18 protein-coding genes are annotated in these 16,458 nt (G+C 35.3%); all 18 read left to right on the top strand.

Annotated elements, in window-relative coordinates:
* The first annotated feature begins 50 nt into the window (after positions 1-50).
* The 18 genes from AC1VAQ_RS10205 to yhbY all read left to right on the top strand — a co-directional run bounded on the left by AC1VAQ_RS10205 (position 51) and on the right by yhbY (position 16,379).
* Positions 51-1,061, top strand: a complete 1,011-nt coding sequence (locus AC1VAQ_RS10205) for a rod shape-determining protein (protein ID WP_302599307.1) — start codon at positions 51-53, stop codon at positions 1,059-1,061.
* A 17-nt stretch (positions 1,062-1,078) separates the two neighbouring features.
* Positions 1,079-1,924, top strand: a complete 846-nt coding sequence (gene mreC / locus AC1VAQ_RS10200) for a rod shape-determining protein MreC (RefSeq protein ID WP_302599306.1) — start codon at positions 1,079-1,081, stop codon at positions 1,922-1,924.
* A gap of 3 nt (positions 1,925-1,927) precedes the next feature.
* The gene (gene mreD / locus AC1VAQ_RS10195; protein ID WP_302599305.1) at positions 1,928-2,437 is read left to right on the top strand and encodes a rod shape-determining protein MreD; all 510 of its coding nucleotides are present in this window, start codon (positions 1,928-1,930) and stop codon (positions 2,435-2,437) included.
* A 14-nt stretch (positions 2,438-2,451) separates the two neighbouring features.
* Positions 2,452-5,544: a penicillin-binding transpeptidase domain-containing protein gene (locus AC1VAQ_RS10190; RefSeq protein WP_303244130.1), complete on the top strand. Its 3,093-nt coding sequence runs from the start codon at positions 2,452-2,454 to the stop codon at positions 5,542-5,544.
* A gap of 10 nt (positions 5,545-5,554) precedes the next feature.
* Entirely contained in the window at positions 5,555-6,247 is a 693-nt protein-coding gene (locus AC1VAQ_RS10185; protein ID WP_302599302.1) for a septum site-determining protein MinC, read from the top strand.
* Positions 6,248-6,274: 27 nt separating this feature from the next.
* Positions 6,275-7,072, top strand: a complete 798-nt coding sequence (gene minD, locus AC1VAQ_RS10180; RefSeq protein ID WP_302599301.1) for a septum site-determining protein MinD — start codon at positions 6,275-6,277, stop codon at positions 7,070-7,072.
* Between the two features lie 18 nt (positions 7,073-7,090).
* The gene (minE, locus tag AC1VAQ_RS10175; RefSeq protein ID WP_302599300.1) at positions 7,091-7,378 is read left to right on the top strand and encodes a cell division topological specificity factor MinE; all 288 of its coding nucleotides are present in this window, start codon (positions 7,091-7,093) and stop codon (positions 7,376-7,378) included.
* Between the two features lie 43 nt (positions 7,379-7,421).
* Positions 7,422-8,540 carry a rod shape-determining protein RodA gene (gene rodA, locus AC1VAQ_RS10170; protein ID WP_479903867.1) on the top strand — a complete coding sequence of 373 codons (1,119 nt, stop codon included), beginning with the start codon at positions 7,422-7,424 and terminating at the stop codon, positions 8,538-8,540.
* Between the two features lie 13 nt (positions 8,541-8,553).
* Entirely contained in the window at positions 8,554-8,949 is a 396-nt protein-coding gene (mgsA, locus tag AC1VAQ_RS10165) for a methylglyoxal synthase (protein WP_054742393.1), read from the top strand.
* A 159-nt stretch (positions 8,950-9,108) separates the two neighbouring features.
* Complete coding sequence (locus tag AC1VAQ_RS10160; protein ID WP_302599297.1) at positions 9,109-9,567, top strand: hypothetical protein; 459 nt, start codon at positions 9,109-9,111, stop codon at positions 9,565-9,567.
* A gap of 24 nt (positions 9,568-9,591) precedes the next feature.
* A complete protein-coding gene (locus tag AC1VAQ_RS10155) occupies positions 9,592-11,439 on the top strand; it encodes a TIGR03960 family B12-binding radical SAM protein (RefSeq protein WP_302599296.1) in 1,848 nt (615 codons plus the stop codon).
* Entirely contained in the window at positions 11,429-12,109 is a 681-nt protein-coding gene (locus AC1VAQ_RS10150; protein WP_302599294.1) for a TIGR03936 family radical SAM-associated protein, read from the top strand. The genes AC1VAQ_RS10155 and AC1VAQ_RS10150 overlap by 11 nt, the downstream gene beginning before the upstream one ends.
* On the top strand, positions 12,109-13,545 hold the full coding sequence (locus AC1VAQ_RS10145) for a ribonuclease E/G (RefSeq protein WP_302599292.1): 1,437 nt from the start codon (positions 12,109-12,111) through the stop codon (positions 13,543-13,545). The genes AC1VAQ_RS10150 and AC1VAQ_RS10145 overlap by 1 nt, the downstream gene beginning before the upstream one ends.
* Positions 13,546-13,662: 117 nt before the next feature.
* Entirely contained in the window at positions 13,663-13,974 is a 312-nt protein-coding gene (gene rplU, locus AC1VAQ_RS10140; protein ID WP_054742383.1) for a 50S ribosomal protein L21, read from the top strand.
* A gap of 9 nt (positions 13,975-13,983) precedes the next feature.
* Positions 13,984-14,319, top strand: coding sequence for a ribosomal-processing cysteine protease Prp (locus tag AC1VAQ_RS10135; RefSeq protein WP_302599291.1), 336 nt, complete (start codon positions 13,984-13,986; stop codon positions 14,317-14,319).
* 12 nt (positions 14,320-14,331) lie between these two features.
* Complete coding sequence (rpmA, locus tag AC1VAQ_RS10130) at positions 14,332-14,622, top strand: 50S ribosomal protein L27 (protein WP_054742381.1); 291 nt, start codon at positions 14,332-14,334, stop codon at positions 14,620-14,622.
* 171 nt (positions 14,623-14,793) lie between these two features.
* Complete coding sequence (gene obgE / locus AC1VAQ_RS10125) at positions 14,794-16,071, top strand: GTPase ObgE (RefSeq protein ID WP_302599288.1); 1,278 nt, start codon at positions 14,794-14,796, stop codon at positions 16,069-16,071.
* A gap of 23 nt (positions 16,072-16,094) precedes the next feature.
* On the top strand, positions 16,095-16,379 hold the full coding sequence (gene yhbY, locus AC1VAQ_RS10120; protein ID WP_479903876.1) for a ribosome assembly RNA-binding protein YhbY: 285 nt from the start codon (positions 16,095-16,097) through the stop codon (positions 16,377-16,379).
* The last annotated feature ends 79 nt before the right edge of the window (positions 16,380-16,458 follow it).

Here is a 16,458-nt window from a genome sequence, read left to right as displayed (position 1 = left end):
ATTAAAAAACCATAGACTATGATATAGATTGAATGTAGGAGGATTATATAATGTTTGGAAAAGATATGGGTATTGACCTTGGAACAGCCAACACGCTTGTTTTTGTTAAAGGAAAAGGTATTGTTGTAAACGAGCCATCTGTTGTTGCGATAAAAGAAAAAACAAATGAGGTACTTGCAGTAGGTGATGAAGCCAAACAAATGATCGGTAGAACACCAGGTAACATTGTAGCGATTAGACCACTTAAAGATGGTGTAATTGCAGACTTTGCAACAACATCAGCGATGCTTCGTTACTTCATTGGTAAAGCATACAAACAATCATTATTCTCTTCAAAGCCACGTGTAATTGTTTGTGTCCCTTCAGGAGTTACATCTGTAGAAAAACGTGCCGTTGAAGAAGCAACAGAAAAAGCAGGGGCTAAAAAAGCACTTATTATGGAAGAGCCTATGGCAGCTGCTATTGGTGCACACCTTCGTGTTGAAGAACCAACGGGTAACATGGTAGTTGATATCGGTGGTGGTACAACAGATGTTGCAGTTATTTCACTCGGAGGTATTGTAGCAAGTAAATCACTTCGTATTGCTGGTGATGAATTTGATGAATATATTGTGTCTTACATTAAACGTGAGTACAACTTAATGATTGGTGAAAGAACAGCAGAGCAAATTAAAATTAATATTGGTGCAGCTTACCCAACAGGTGAAGACGAAACAATGGAAATCAGAGGACGTGACCTCGTAACTGGTCTTCCAAAAGTGTTAACAATCACTTCTACAGAAGTAACAGAAGCTATCAAAGAGCCAGTTAACGCTATTATTGATGCGATTAAGATGACACTTGAAAAAACACCACCAGAACTTGCTGCAGATATTATGGAAAGCGGTATTATGCTTACAGGTGGTGGGGCACTTTTAACAGGTCTTGATACACTTATTAGCCTTGAAACAGGTATGCCTGTTAAAATTGCAGAAGATCCTCTTGACTGTGTTGCTAAAGGAACAGGTTACGCATTAGAGGACATTGAAAAATGGTCAGCTATTTTTGCTGATGACAAATAAAACAAGGAGAGAGTGCCTTGAAACTTGATAAAAAAGTTAAAAAAGTAGGAATCATCGTAGGTGGAGTTGTCATTGCAGTGCTTATTGTAGGCAAGACCTTTCATATTCCAGTGATAAGTACAGGTGTGAACTATGTACTTATCCCTATTCAAAAAGGAATTACTTTCGTCTCTGACAAAACCACTAATTTCTTTAAGTACTTTGAGGAAATTGACACCTTGCGCACCGAAAATAAGACCTTAAAAGAAACTAATGAAAAGCTATTTTATGAGAATACGATTTTATCTCAGTATGAAGAAGAAAACAAAAACTTGAAACAACTTTTAGAAATGAAAAGTTTATACCAGGATTACGAAGGAATCGGCGCTAATGTCATTGGAAAAGATTCGAGTAATTGGTATAAAGTGATTACCATTGATAAAGGAACAAAGGATGGTGTCAAGGAAAATAGTGTCATTTTAGCAAGTGGTGGCCTTGTAGGTCATGTATGGGAGGCTTCAGATTTAACTTCTGCAAGTACCACACCTAATAGTGCTAAGGTATTATCTATTATTGATGACCGTAGTTCAGTAAGTGCCGAGGTCGTGCGTACAGGTGATGTAGGAATCGTTAATGGTGATATTGAACTTGTAAATGAAGGTTTATGTGTACTTGAAATTAATGTGGAATCAGAAGTTATTAAAGGTGATCAAATTGTGACCTCACATCTTAGTTCTATTTATCCACCAGGTATTCCAATTGGAACAGTAGAAGAAGTTGTAGACGGTAAAAATGGTTTAACTAGATATGCTTATGTCAAGCCTTATGTAGATTTTAAACATTTAAAAAATGTTTTAGTCATTAACTATGAACAAGGGGAGTAGATTATGCGTCCATTTGTAATTGGTACCTTACTTGTTGTGGTACATACCTTAAGTGCCACGTTATTTCAGTACTTAAAAATTGGCAATGTTGCACCTAATTTTATGATTATGCTTATCGTTTCTTTTGCCTTACTTAGAGGGAGCAAAGAAGGCAGTGTAATCGGTATAGCAGCAGGACTGTTACACGATTTAAGTTTTGGTATGTCCATAGGACCAACAGCTATAATTTATGGCCTTATTGGTTATGTGTGTGGTACATTTAACAAAAACTTTTATCGTGAGAATTTCATTTTACCTTTTGTTTGTACTTTATTTAGTAGTTTATTTTATAGCTTAACTTGCATATTTTCCTTAATGCTTCGTGGTAAACTAAATATTATTTTCTTTATGAAGTCTATTGCGATACCAGAAATGATTTATACAATTACTTTATCTTTGATTGCTTATCAAATCACATACTTAATTAATGAAAAGCTAGAAATGAGCGAGCGTAAAACAAGAAATATATTTTAAAAGGAGGAGTAGCCATGCATAATAAGTTAAGCAAGCTACTCCCTTTTTGCTCTCAAAGAGCAGGAAATAACCTGCGAATTTTGGGCATTGGAATAGTTTGCATGATAAGTTTTGGTGGACTTATTGCTAGATTTTATAAGCTGCAAATTATTGAATATGAAACGTATGCAGAGAATGTACGGGCAAGTACGCAGCGCACAATAGAAACAACTGCACAGCGAGGAGAAGTTTATGACCGATATGGTGAGCCGCTTGCGGTGAATCAAACGACAAATAATTTATATTACACATCTAACATTAAACTTAGTGACAAGCAACTGAATACACTTTTATTACAACTTATAGACCTACTTGAAAAAAATGGAGATACTTTAGTAGACGAAGTCCCTATTTCCTTAAATGAACCCTTTGAATATACAGAAGATCAAACTAGTTTAAATCAATATACTTATCAAATTCCATATACCAATGAAGCCGAGCGTAAAGTACTACTCACTTATACAGCAGAAGAACTGATTAATTATTTGAAAGAAGCTTTTCAGATACCAAGTAATTTAAAAGCTACTAAGGTGCGTCAACTCATTGCTTTACGTAGCCAAATTTATAGCTCTAGCTATAAGCAATATGAAGATGTTGTTTTAGCAAGAAACTTATCAGATCAAACAATAAGTTTTTTGAAAGAGAATGATGAAAGCTTACCTAATTTAGTTGTGTATACTAAGCCTGAGCGTTATTATCCTTTAGGAAGTATAACAAGTAATATTTTAGGTTATACAAAACCTTTAACAGGTAGTCAGTATAAAGCGTTAAAAGATAAAGGTTATGGTTTATCTGATGTTATGGGGCAAGTGGGTATTGAAAAAAGCCTTGAAGAAAAGCTTAGAGGAATAAATGGAACTCGGACAATAGAAGTTGATAATATGGGACGTGAAATATGTACCATAAGTGAAACCGAGAGTGTAAAGGGACAAGATGTCTATCTAACGATTGATGCTAGTTTGCAAAAGGATATATATCAGGCAGTTGCGTCGCGCTTGAGTGAGGCACTAATCTATAAATTAGAAAGTACTGACACTTATAATCTTAGTGGGAAAGATCTTTTAATATCGCTAGTGACATGTCACGGATTGGATTTGGATTTTCAAGGTGAACAAACGCTTTATTTAAATAAAATTAAACAACGTTTACAAAAGGCATATAATGAGATAGATCCACTAATGCGTACTAAGGTCAAGGAAGAAGAATTGCTAGTAGACTGGTTAAATGATGCTTCAAATGAAGATGAAGTAATACATGAAGTAATTTTAGCTTTAGCGGAACAAGGGGTACTGCAATTAAATGAAGAGACTGTGAAACAGCTAGAAGAAGAAGGCACATTGGATCTTACGCAGCTATTTATCAATCAGCTTGAAGAGGGTGTGATTACACCAGGTCAAATGGCGATAGACCCATTTAGTGTAGTGGCAGCTATGGTAGATGTAAAAAGCGGAGAGGTATTAAGTTTAGTTGATTATCCTTCCTATGATAACAATAAAATGGTTCAAGGATTTAATGATTACTGGAATGAAGTAAGTAATGATGCTAGAAGTTTATTATGGCAACGTTCTCTTAAAACTTTGAAAGCACCAGGTTCTACTTTTAAGATGTTAACGGCATTAGCAGGTTTAGAAGAAGGTTGTATTACAAAGGATACTATTATTGAAGACACAGGGATTTATAAGGAAGCAGGAAAACCTTATCCTAAGTGCTGGTATTATACAAATTATGGCGTAGGACATGGTCCATTAAACTTAGTAGATGCTATAGGAATGTCATGTAATTATTATTTTTATGAAGTAGCACATCGACTAGGAAATACATCAGATGGTATAGTGTTGCTTAGTAAGTATATGAAAAAATTAGGACTTACTGAAAAGACGGGTATTGAGTTAGAAGAAGAAATGCCTTGTGCCTCTATTCCAGAAGTGGTTGTCACAACTAAAATAAGTGGGCTTATAAATAACTTAGCACAATTAGATGAAACGACTAAGAGACAATATGTTGAACAAGATATAATAAACTTAAGAAAGCAGCTGCAAATAGGTGAGGAAGAGCTAACTTCTTCCGAAGAAGTTAATAAGGCTTATGAGGAGAGTTTAAATGAGGATTTAGTACCTGTAATTCAAGAAATCTTGGAAGCAGAGGATGAAGCGTTGTTAAATGAAGTTTATACCAGTTTGTCTCAATATATTGGAAGTGAGAGGTCAGCAATAAGTGAAAGATGTATCTCAGAAATTTTAGGAGAAGAAGACCTTACAAAACGTGCAGAAAAGGCAAATGCTGTGTTTTTAAATATTATTGATGAAGCTACGGGAAAAAATCTAGATATAGCACTAAATGAGAGCCTTTCAAAAATTTCTAGCGATACATTGTTAGATGCATATGAAAAAGCATTGACAAAGGCATATCGTAAGATGATACGAATGAGCGATAAAAGTGAAGAGGTAAATAGACTAAATGAGACAATAAAGAGTCTAAATCGTCAAGAAAATGAACTGCGCGAAAAACTTCTATTAAAACTTAGACAAAAATTGTTAAATATAATTGTCAGTAACTTACTAAATGGTGTAGAATTAGATTGGACAGAAGGTATAACTGTTCGAACAGCTATTGGTCAAGGGTATAATGCCTTTTCACCATTACAGGTGCTACGTTATGTAGCAGCATTAGGAAATGGCGAAACGTTGGAATCACTTAAAGTTGTTAAAAATGAAACTGCAAAAAAAGGTGAGCCATTAGGCATTGCATCTTCTAATATTCAGGCTGTGCAAGAAGGTATGCTATCTGTTACAGTCGGTGAAAAGGGAACCGCAAAAGGGCAATTTGATAATCTTCCAATGCAAGTAGCTGCTAAAACAGGAACGGCAGAGGAAGGAAGTCATGAGCATAGTTATATCGTGGCATTTGCACCGTATGAAAAACCAGAGGTTGCGCTCATTGTGGCAATTTATAATGCAGATGGACTAGGTAGATATAGTTCGCTAATTGCTAATGATATGTTACTTAGCTATTTTGGATTACAAAACAAACAAGAGAGTATCACCTTAGCAAATACATGGATGGAATGAGGGGGAAGACATGAGGGAGGAAAATCTTGTTGTTTTTAAAGGAACTGCAGATGGTATTATCGTTTATATTGACCATTTAGCAGACTTTGAAACAGTGTTACAACATTTTATAATGAAACTAGAAGAATCAAAGAGATTTTTTAAGGGTTCAAAGGTGAGTATACGTTTCAAGGGAAGAAGGTTAAATGAACGAGAACAAGAACAACTTTTAAGTATTTTAACGCGCCAAGAAAGTATTCATATTTCTTTTATTCACCCTTTTGAAGGTGAGGAAGAAAAGGAACAAACAGAAATGATGTGGGTAAGGGAGCAGCTACGAAGCTTTGAGGGCTCGATGACACACTTCCATTATGGTATTGTACGTTCAGGACATCATATTGAATATAAAGGCAATGTAGTTGTTGTGGGCGATGTAAACCCTGGTGGGCTTATTAGTGCAGGTGGAAATGTCATTATACTTGGTGCACTTAAAGGCAAAGTATGTGCAGGACTTGACAAGAAGGTACCGCATCCTTTTATCGTAAGTAATGCAATGACACCTATTCAAATTGGCATAAGAGATGTGATTGCAAAGGCACCTGAAGGTGAAATCGAAAATCTTTATAGAGAAGGCCAAAATGGTCCGCTTATTGCTTATTTACAAGATAATCAAATTTATATGAATCAAATAGATTCAAAAACATTGAATCATATGTTAAAATAAAATTAAAAACGTAACGGGGGACTTAAGATGAGTGAAGTAATTGTAATTACCTCAGGTAAAGGCGGGGTTGGAAAAACGACAACCTCAGCCAATGTTGGAACAGCGTTAGCATTACAAGGTAAACGTGTAGTATTAATTGATGCAGATATCGGGCTTAGAAATTTAGATGTTGTTATGGGACTTGAAAATCGCATTGTATGTGATCTTGTAGATGTTGTAGAAGGAAGATGTAGACTAAATCAAGCGTTAATTAAAGATAAGCGTTTTGATGGATTGTACTTATTACCCGCTGCACAAACAAGAGATAAAAATGCAGTAAGTCCAGAACAGATGAAAAAACTCTGTGATACTTTAAGAGAAGATTTTGATTATATTTTAGTAGACTGCCCAGCAGGTATTGAACAAGGTTTTAAAAATGCTATAGCAGGAGCAGATCGTGCCCTTATTGTAACAACACCAGAGGTATCAGCTGTAAGAGATGCGGACCGTATTATTGGACTTTTAGAATCTAATGGTGTTTCACATATGCATCTTATTATTAACCGTGTGCGTATGCATATGGTAAAACGCGGAGATATGATGGCAGTAGAAGATGTTGTCGGATTCCTAGCGATTGAGCTTATTGGCGTTGTGCCAGATGATGAAAATATTGTTATTACCACTAATAAGGGTGAACCAGCTACAGCTGAAGGTACATCACTAGCCGGGAAAGCCTTTAGAAATATTGCAAGGCGTGTTTTAGGAGAAGAAGTTGCTTATATTGACTTAAATACAAGTCATAACTTTGTGGATAAAATCAAAAGAGTTTTCGGATTTGGAAACTAAAAAAAGAGGGTGAAGGCAGTGGGGAGGCTAGATTTGAGTAGTTTGTTTGGAAAAAAGAATAATAAATCAAGTGATGTGGCAAAAGACCGACTAAAGTTGGTTTTAATCCATGACCGTATGAACTGTTCCACAGAGTTATTAGAAATGATGCGTGCCGATATTTTAGAGGTGATTTCTAAATATGTGGATATTGACACAGAGGAACTCAATATACAGATTTCAAATATGGAATATGAAGAAGGTGGTAAGAAAGCACCAATTTTATCTGCCAATATTCCAATTAAGAATCTTAAAAAGGTTAAATAAGGGATGCCTTATTTGCTTAAAGAAAGGATAACATTAACTAAAAATGCAAATTAAAGAGCTGTTTAAAAGAATAGATTGGTATCTGATTTTGCTGCTGATGTCTCTCGTTGGCGTAGGGATTTTAGCAATTAATAGTGCCACGGCCTATTCAGGAAATATAGATGTTGTGCGGATGCAAATTATATATTTTGCTGTAGGGTTCATCCTCATGATTATTGTTATGTCGTTTGACTATCACTTTATAGGTAATTGGTATATGATTATTTATGGTGTAACGATAGTCTTACTGTTAGCAGTTATTTTGTTTGGACATGAAGTAAATGGGGCTGCAAGATGGATTAAAATTGGACCTATTCAGCTTCAACCCTCTGAGTTTGCTAAGATTACAGTTATATTATGCAATGCAAAGCTTATTGCAAAGTATAATAAACGTATTAATTTATTATGGCCAGTTTTAGTGATTGGAGGCGTTGCTTTTGTACCATTTATTTTGGTAAATAGGCAGCCAAATTTGTCGACTAGTCTTGTCATATTAGCTATTTTAGTGATACAATTATTTGTAACAAAGTTAAACTTCAAATATATTGCCACAACGGTGGTGGTAGGCATCTTAGTAGTAACAACAGCTTTCGTATATATTGTAAATAATCCAGATCAGAAACTTATTGAAGATTATCAACGTAAACGTATTGTAAATATGGTTAATGGTGGTGACAGTCAGTCAGATAGTTATCAAACAGACCGTGCTGTACATGCTATAGGGTCAGGAGGACTTAAGGGTAAAGGTTTATATAATGGATCTATTAGTCAGCTGAATTATTTACCTGAATCACATAATGACTTTATTATGGCAGTTATAGGCGAGGAGTTTGGATTTATAGGAGTCCTTGGTTTAATTACGTTATTATTACTCTTTATAGGACGAGGACTGTTTATTGCAATGCGGGCACCTGATGATTTAGGCAAATTTATTGTAGTAGGTTATTTTGGAATGATTGCAGTACAGGCTTTTGTAAACATTGGCGTTGTAACAGACTTATTACCAAATACAGGTGTACCTATTCCATTTATTAGTTATGGTGGTAGCGCTTTATGGGCAAATATGATTGGAATGGGACTAGTTTTGAATGTTGCGATGAGCAGAGAAGAAACTTTGTTTTAAGGGAGGTTGTAAAGTGAACGTAGCATTAATTGCACATGATGCAAAGAAAAAATTAATGGAAAATTTTACAATAGCATATAGACATATCTTAACGAAACATACTTTATATGCTACTGGAACTACAGGGCGACTTGTAGAAGAGGCTACAAATTTAAATATTTATAAGTATTTAGCAGGTCATTTAGGCGGTGCACAGCAACTTGGTGCACAAATTGCACATAACCAAATTGATATGGTTATTTTCTTAAGAGATCCTGTATCACAAAAACCACATGAACCTGATTTAGGTAGTATTGAACGTTTATGTGATATTCATAATATACCAATTGCTACAAACTTAGCAACTGCAGAGCTATTAGTTAAAGCTCTTGAACGTGGTGACTTAAGCTGGCGTGAGGTTATGAGATAAAAAAGACTTTTTAAAAAGTCTTTTTTATTTTGCAAGTTAAGCATCTAAATTTTTAAAATCATTATGTAAGTTTGGCATAAAGTAGTAACTTGTCCCATATATTATAGAAACAATTAATCAAATTAAAATCTATACCCTAAGAATAATGGAGTGATTAATATGGAACATGTGAAAATAAGAAATAAGCAGGCACAAGAAGAGAGTAATTCTTATGAGATGCCGCTTGTGAATTATAATAAAGAAGAACTAAGTATAAGGCATGAAGAAGATGAACGTAGGTATAATGAAGCCCATAGTAACAATGATGAAATAGATGTAAGCCCATATTTGGAGGCAAGCTTAGAGGACAAAGCACAAGGGATACTAAGTGAAGCTGATAAGTTAGATACAACCTCAGAAAGCAAACAAAGACGGCAAGTCAGTTATATTTGGATAGAAGCTTTTTTTTGTGCGATTATATTATTAGGTATTTTAATTATACAAAATGTCAAAAATACAGAAGAATTACAGTTGAAATTGCGTCAGGAGATTCGCCATGACTTAACTGCCGAGGAGCTTGTAGAGGTGGGAGAGAATTTAGAGAGCATGATGCAAAAATATAAAAATGTAACCCCTTAGGGGCTTGCAATACCGGAGGAACTAATGACAAAAATAGATTTATCAGATTCAATATTAAATAAGGTAGATAAGCCAGCCCGTTATATTGGTGGTGAGCTTAATAGTTATAATAAAGAAGTGACAGAAGAAATGGTACGTATTGCTTTTTGCTTCCCAGATGTTTATGAAGTAGGGATGAGCCATTTAGGTATGCAGATTTTATATCATTTCTTTAATAGACGTGAAGACTTATGGTGTGAACGTGTATTTGCACCATGGCTTGATATGGAAAAAATCATGCGTGAGAAAAACATACCGCTTTATGGCCTTGAGTCTAAAAGTCCATTAAAAGAGTTTGACTTTGTTATGTTCACACTTCAATATGAGATGAGCTATACAAATATTTTAAATATGTTAGAACTTAGCAATATTCCTGTATTTGCTAAAGATAGAACAGAAGAAGATCCATTTATTATTGCCGGTGGTCCTTGTGCGTATAATCCAGAGCCATTAGCGCCTTTTGTAGATATCTTCTACATTGGGGAAGGTGAAGTAATGTATGATGAACTTATGGACCGTTATAAAGCATGGCGTGCAAGTGGCAAGTCAAAAGAAGAATTCTTGGTGGAAATCTTAAAAATGCCAGGGATTTATGTACCTAAATTCTATGATATTGTTTACAACGAAGACGGTACAATAAAAGAGCGCGTAAGCCTTCACCAAGAAGCACCAGCAACGATTAAAAAAGTAATCGTAGAAGATGTAGATAATGTTTTTTATCCAAGTGCACAAGTAGTACCATGGATTCGTGCGGTACATGACCGTGTGACACTTGAAATGTTTAGAGGATGCATTCGAGGATGTCGTTTCTGCCAAGCAGGTATGATTTATCGACCTGTTAGACAAAAAAGCAAAGAAGTATTAATTGGACATGCTAAAAAATTATTAAAATCAACAGGTTATGAAGAAATTTCATTAGCTTCTTTAAGTACAAGTGATTATAAAGATTTAGAAAACTTCTCAAATGAACTTTTAGATCTTTGCAATAGTGAGTATGTTAACGTATCGTTACCATCACTACGTGTTGATGCCTTCTCAGTAGATTTAATGCAAAAAGTACAAGAAGTACGTAAAAGCAGTTTAACATTTGCGCCAGAAGCAGGATCACAAAAACAGCGTGATGTAATTAATAAAAATATCACAGAAGAAGAAATCTTAAATGGTTGCAAACTTGCCTTTGAAGGTGGTTGGAACCGTGTAAAACTTTACTTTATGCTAGGACTTCCTAATGAAGAGGATAGTGATGTAACAGCTATTGCAGAACTTGCGGAAAAAATTGCACAAACATACTATGAAGTACCTAAAGAAAAGAGACAAGGTGGCCTTCAACTTGTGGTAAGTACATCTTGCTTCGTTCCAAAACCATTTACACCATTCCAATGGGCACCACAAGATACAGAAGAAAGCTTTAAGAGAAAACACAACTTACTCAAAAATACGATCAAACGTAAACAAATCAAATACAATCACCATGATGCAGAAACAAGTGTATTAGAAGCTGTTATTGCAAGAGGGGATAGACGTGTAGGTGACTTTATTTATAGTGCCTTTAAAAAAGGTTGTACATTTGATAGCTGGAGTGAACATTTTAGCTATGAAGCATGGTGTGAAGCAGCTCGTGAAACAGGGGTAAGCTTTGATTTTTATGCAGCAAGAGAACGTAGCTATGATGAAGTATTGCCTTGGGACCACATTGATATTGGTGTTACAAAACGTTTCTTAATGCGTGAAAACGAATTAGCAAAACAAGCAGCAACAACACCAAACTGTGCGGAAAAATGTTCAGGTTGTGGCGCAAGTCGATTTGGAAAGGGAATTTGTCATGAGAATTAGATTAAAGTTTAGCAAAACAGGTCCAGTTAAGTTTGTAGGACATTTAGATACAATGCGTTTATTCCAAAGAGCGGTAAAGGTAGCAAATGTACCTGTAGCCTACTCACAAGGATTTAGCCCACACTCTCTAGTATACTTTGCATTACCACTTGGTGTTGGTGTACAAAGTATGGGAGATTATATGGAAATTGTGACAGCTATAGATGTTGACCCTACAGTAGTGAAAGATAATCTTAATGCAGTACTTGTTAATGGCATTCATATTGAAGATGCTTTTAAGATAGGAGATAAAAGTGATTCACTTATGAGCCTTGTGCAAGCAGCAGATTACGAAGTACTTATTCAAAAAACAGAAGGAGTTACTTTAGAACTTATTCAAAATAAACTTGCAGCGGATAGTCTTGTAATCATGAAAAAAGGAAAAGCAGGTATTCGTCCTGTAGATCTTAAACCCATGCTTTTAGAGTGTAATGTGTGTGAAAAAGAAGAAGGTATCTTAATTGATATGCATGTTTTAGCTGGAAGCAGTAGTAACTTAAATCCAGATCTTTTCGTAAAAGCACTTTTAGAAGGTGAAGTAGCTGAGTATGAAATACGAGTGACAAGAAAGGAAATGTATACAGCAGACGGCGATACTTACATTCCACTTGATACATTTGGGCGAGAGTAATGAAAAAACAGATACTTATTGAACAACAACTTTTAATGACACGTATTGCAGTGCTTCAAGAAGGTGAGTGGACAAACTTTTATGTAGAATCTCATTTAGAAGAAGATATGCAAAATCAAGTTGTCATCGGACAAATTGAACAAGTGGTTAAAAATTTAAAAGCTGTGTTTGTAAATTATGGCAGTGATAAAAATGGACTTTTACACATCAAACAAATTCCAGAGTGTTATCATACAAAACTTCACCCAGGCAGTAGATTGCCTGTACAGGTTGTTAAACAAAATGTAGGTAAAAAGGGCCATAAATTAACAGGTAAGATTAGTTTGAAAGGGAGATTCCTTGTGTGTCTCCCTTTTGAAACAGGTATCAATATTTCTAAAAAGATTAGAGACAATGCTAAAAGAACACAGCTTAAAGAAGTTTTAGGAGAAGTCAGTAAAGCTCAAAAGTCTGATTATGGTTTTATTGTACGCACTGGGGCACAGGAAGCCACTAAAGAGCAAATAGAGCGCGATGCTAAACAGCTGATAGAAAAGGCAAATCAGTTTATGGCTACCAAAGATTTTCTTTCAAGAGGTAGTGTGCTTTATAAGGAACCACCATTATATGCACAAGTCATAAATGATGAGCTAAACAGTGAAGATGAAATTGAGATTGTCTGTAATCATCAAAAGCTTTTAACAGAAATTGAAAGCTTACTTGAAGAATACGGTGTAACGCAGCAGGTGAAACTGATTTTAGTGGACGAAAAGGATGAGATGTTTATTAATTATGATATACAAAAACAGTTGACGCATTTAACAAGCCGTAAAATATGGCTTAAAAATGGTGGAAATCTTGTAGTGGACTATACAGAAGCTATGACGATTATTGATGTAAATAGTGCAAAAGCTGTTTTAACTAAAAATCCACGAAAGGCAGTGCTTGATCTTAATCTATTAGCGACAAAAGAAAGTGTTTTACAGATTTTAAGAAGAAACTTAGCAGGTATTATTATTATTGATTTAGTAGAAATGAAGGAAGAAGAAGATAAAATAGCTGTTTATGAAATGGCTAAGAAGCTTTTAAAAATGTATGGTGATAGCCGTACAAAGGTTTATCCCCTTACAGAATTAGGACTTTTGCAATTTTCACGTACAGGTAAATATGCAAGTTTGCACCATAAGCTCTTAGCGCCATGCGATGTATGTGGACATCCTTATAGTCAAAATAATATGATGTATGAGCTCTTCTTAATGGAGAAACAGATTAAACATGTGGTAACGCATACGATTCAAAAGCAATTGGTGATTCAGTGCACAAGTCAGCTCCTTCATGAAATAGGAAAATATAGCCTGAAAAACAAGTTGGAATCTGCTTATAATATTCAATTAACCTTTGAAAAAATGGAAAAAATATCAAAAGACATGTTTTTATGTCAATTTTATTCTAAATAGGTGTTGACAACCCGTATGCCCCATGTTAGAATACTTAAGTGCTTAAGCCGCACGAAGAGGTTTTAAACTGCTTGCAGTACCGTATTCGGCGAGTTTTCGGAATAAGGAGGTGTACACATGTACGCAATTATTGAAACAGGTGGAAAACAATATAATGTTAAAGTTGGTGACAGCGTTGTAGTTGAAAAATTAAACGTTGCTGCTGGTGAAACAGTTGTTTTTGACAAAGTTTTAGCTGTTGGTAAAGAAGATTCTTTCACAGTTGGTGCGCCATTCGTTAATGGGGCAACAGTAAAAGCTGACGTTGTAGGTGACGGTAAAGCTAAAAAAATCATCGTTTACAAATACAAAGCTAAAAAAGGTTACCACAAAAAACGTGGTCATCGTCAACCATTTACAAAAGTTACAATCACAGCTATTGAAGCTTAATTCCTAGCTATGATAAAGGTGAAACTTTATCAGCGTGATTTACATGTTTATCGAATTATGCTTGATGGACATGCAGGTTATGCTGAACATGGAGAGGACATTGTTTGTGCAGCAGTTAGTATGCTCGTCATAAACACAGTCAACTCAATAGAACTATTTACAAGCGAACCTATTAAGGCACGCCAGGTAGATAATGAGCGAGGTTTGATGGATATTGAATTCCCAGGGCGTAAGTCAGGAGAGTTTAACCCAGATGCTGAGCTTTTAATTAAAAGCATGATTAACGGTCTTGAGACTGTTAGAGAAATGTACGGAGAAAAATACATTCAAATCCAAAAACACTAGGAGGTGAAATATATGTTACGTTTAGACCTTCAGTTCTTTGCTCATAAAAAAGGGGTAGGATCTACTAAAAACGGTCGTGACTCAGAATCAAAACGTCTTGGTGCTAAAAGAGCAGATGGACAATTTGTTAAAGCTGGTAACATTTTATACCGTCAAAGAGGAACTAAAATTCATCCAGGACTTAATGTAGGACGTGGCGGAGACGACACTTTATTCGCATTAGTTGATGGTACAGTTAAGTTCGAACGCAAAGGCAGAGACAAAAAACAAGTTTCTGTATATCCAGTTGCACAAGAAGCATAATTGACTAGAGGAAGGTTTCAACGATTGGTTTGAAACCTTCTTTTTTATATATTTATATTGAAATCTATATATAACTATATATATAGATTTTTATTTCATAAGAATACATGGCATGGCATGATGAAATAGCTAGAAAATGTACAAACTATCATCATGAAGGGAGTGAAATAAATGTTTGTAGATAAAGTGAAGATATTTGTTAGATCGGGAAAAGGCGGCGATGGACACGTTTCTTTTAGAAGAGAGAAATATGTACCCAATGGGGGGCCAGATGGCGGCGATGGTGGTCGTGGTGGCCACATTATTTTTGAAGTAGATTCAGGGTTAAATACATTAATGAAATTTAGACACCAACGTCACTTTAAAGCAAAAGATGGTGAAGAAGGTGGTAAAAAACGTTGTCATGGTAAAGATGCAGAAGATCTTGTGATAAAAGTACCACAAGGAACGGTTATTCGAGAAGCTGAAACAGGACACGTTATTACAGACTTACATGCCACAGGACAAAGAGAAATTCTTTTCAGAGGTGGTCGTGGAGGTAGAGGAAATCAACACTTTGCCACAGCTACAAGACAAGCACCTCGTTATGCAGAAAAAGGAATGCCAGCTAAAGAATACTGGATTACTTTAGAACTTAAGATGATTGCGGATGTAGGACTTGTAGGTTATCCAAACGTAGGAAAATCTACACTTTTATCTATGGTAAGTAATGCACAACCCAAAATTGCAAACTACCATTTTACAACACTTGCACCTAATCTTGGTGTTGTCACAAATCAATATGGTAAACAGTTTGTTATGGCAGATATTCCAGGACTTATTGAAGGGGCTGCAGAAGGTGTTGGTTTAGGACATGACTTCTTAAGACACGTAGAACGCACAAAAGTACTTTTACATGTTGTAGATGCAGCAGGAACAGAAGGCAGAGATCCAGTAGAAGATATTTACACTATTCAAAAAGAAATCGCGCTTTATAATCCAAGTATTTTAGAAGATAAACCACAAATTATTGCGGCAAATAAAATTGATGTAGGGGGATGTGAAGAAAATCTTGCACGTCTAAAAGCAGAGTTTGAACCACAAGGAATTAAAGTTGTTCCTATTTCAGCAGCTGCGAATGATAACTTACAAGACTTATTAAAAGATGTAGCAGAGCTCCTTGCAACAGTACCAGAACAGAATATTGTCTTCGAACCTGAGTTTGAAGAAGTAAGTACAATGCCAGATGGTCCATTTGAAGTTAAAAAACTCTTTGATGGTTACTATACTGTAGAAGGTACAGCTATTCAGCGTATGCTTGGTTACACAGCTATGGATACAGAACAAGGATTTGCATTCTTCCAAAAATACTTACGTGAAAAAGGCATTATTGATGCATTAGAAGAAGCTGGTATTGCAGAAGGCGATACAGTTAACATTTATGATCTTGAATTTGACTATTATAAATAGCAGAAAGGAATGGACTTATGACCATTACAAGTAAACAAAGAGCTTATTTAAAATCGTTAGCTCAAAAAATTGAACCAATCTTCCAAATTGGGAAAAATGGTTTAACACCAGAAATTACAGAAGCAATTGACTTAGCTTTAGAAGCAAGAGAAATTGTTAAAATCAGTGTGCTTCAAAACTGTTTAGAAGACCCAAGAGATATGGCGGGTATGTTAAGTGAACGTACTAAATCTATCACAGTACAAATTATTGGGAAAAAGATTGTACTTTATAGACCTTCTAAAAAGAATCCAAAAATTACACTTTAATAAAAGTGAAAAGGGGCCTAGCCCCTTTTTTTATTATCTAGGAAAGTTCTACTTTCCTAGATAATAAGTAGAATTGACT

It is taken from the genome of Cellulosilyticum sp., assembly GCF_982396655.1.
Note: the sequence above shows the minus strand (reverse complement) of the source record. Positions and strands in the feature narration are given on the sequence as shown.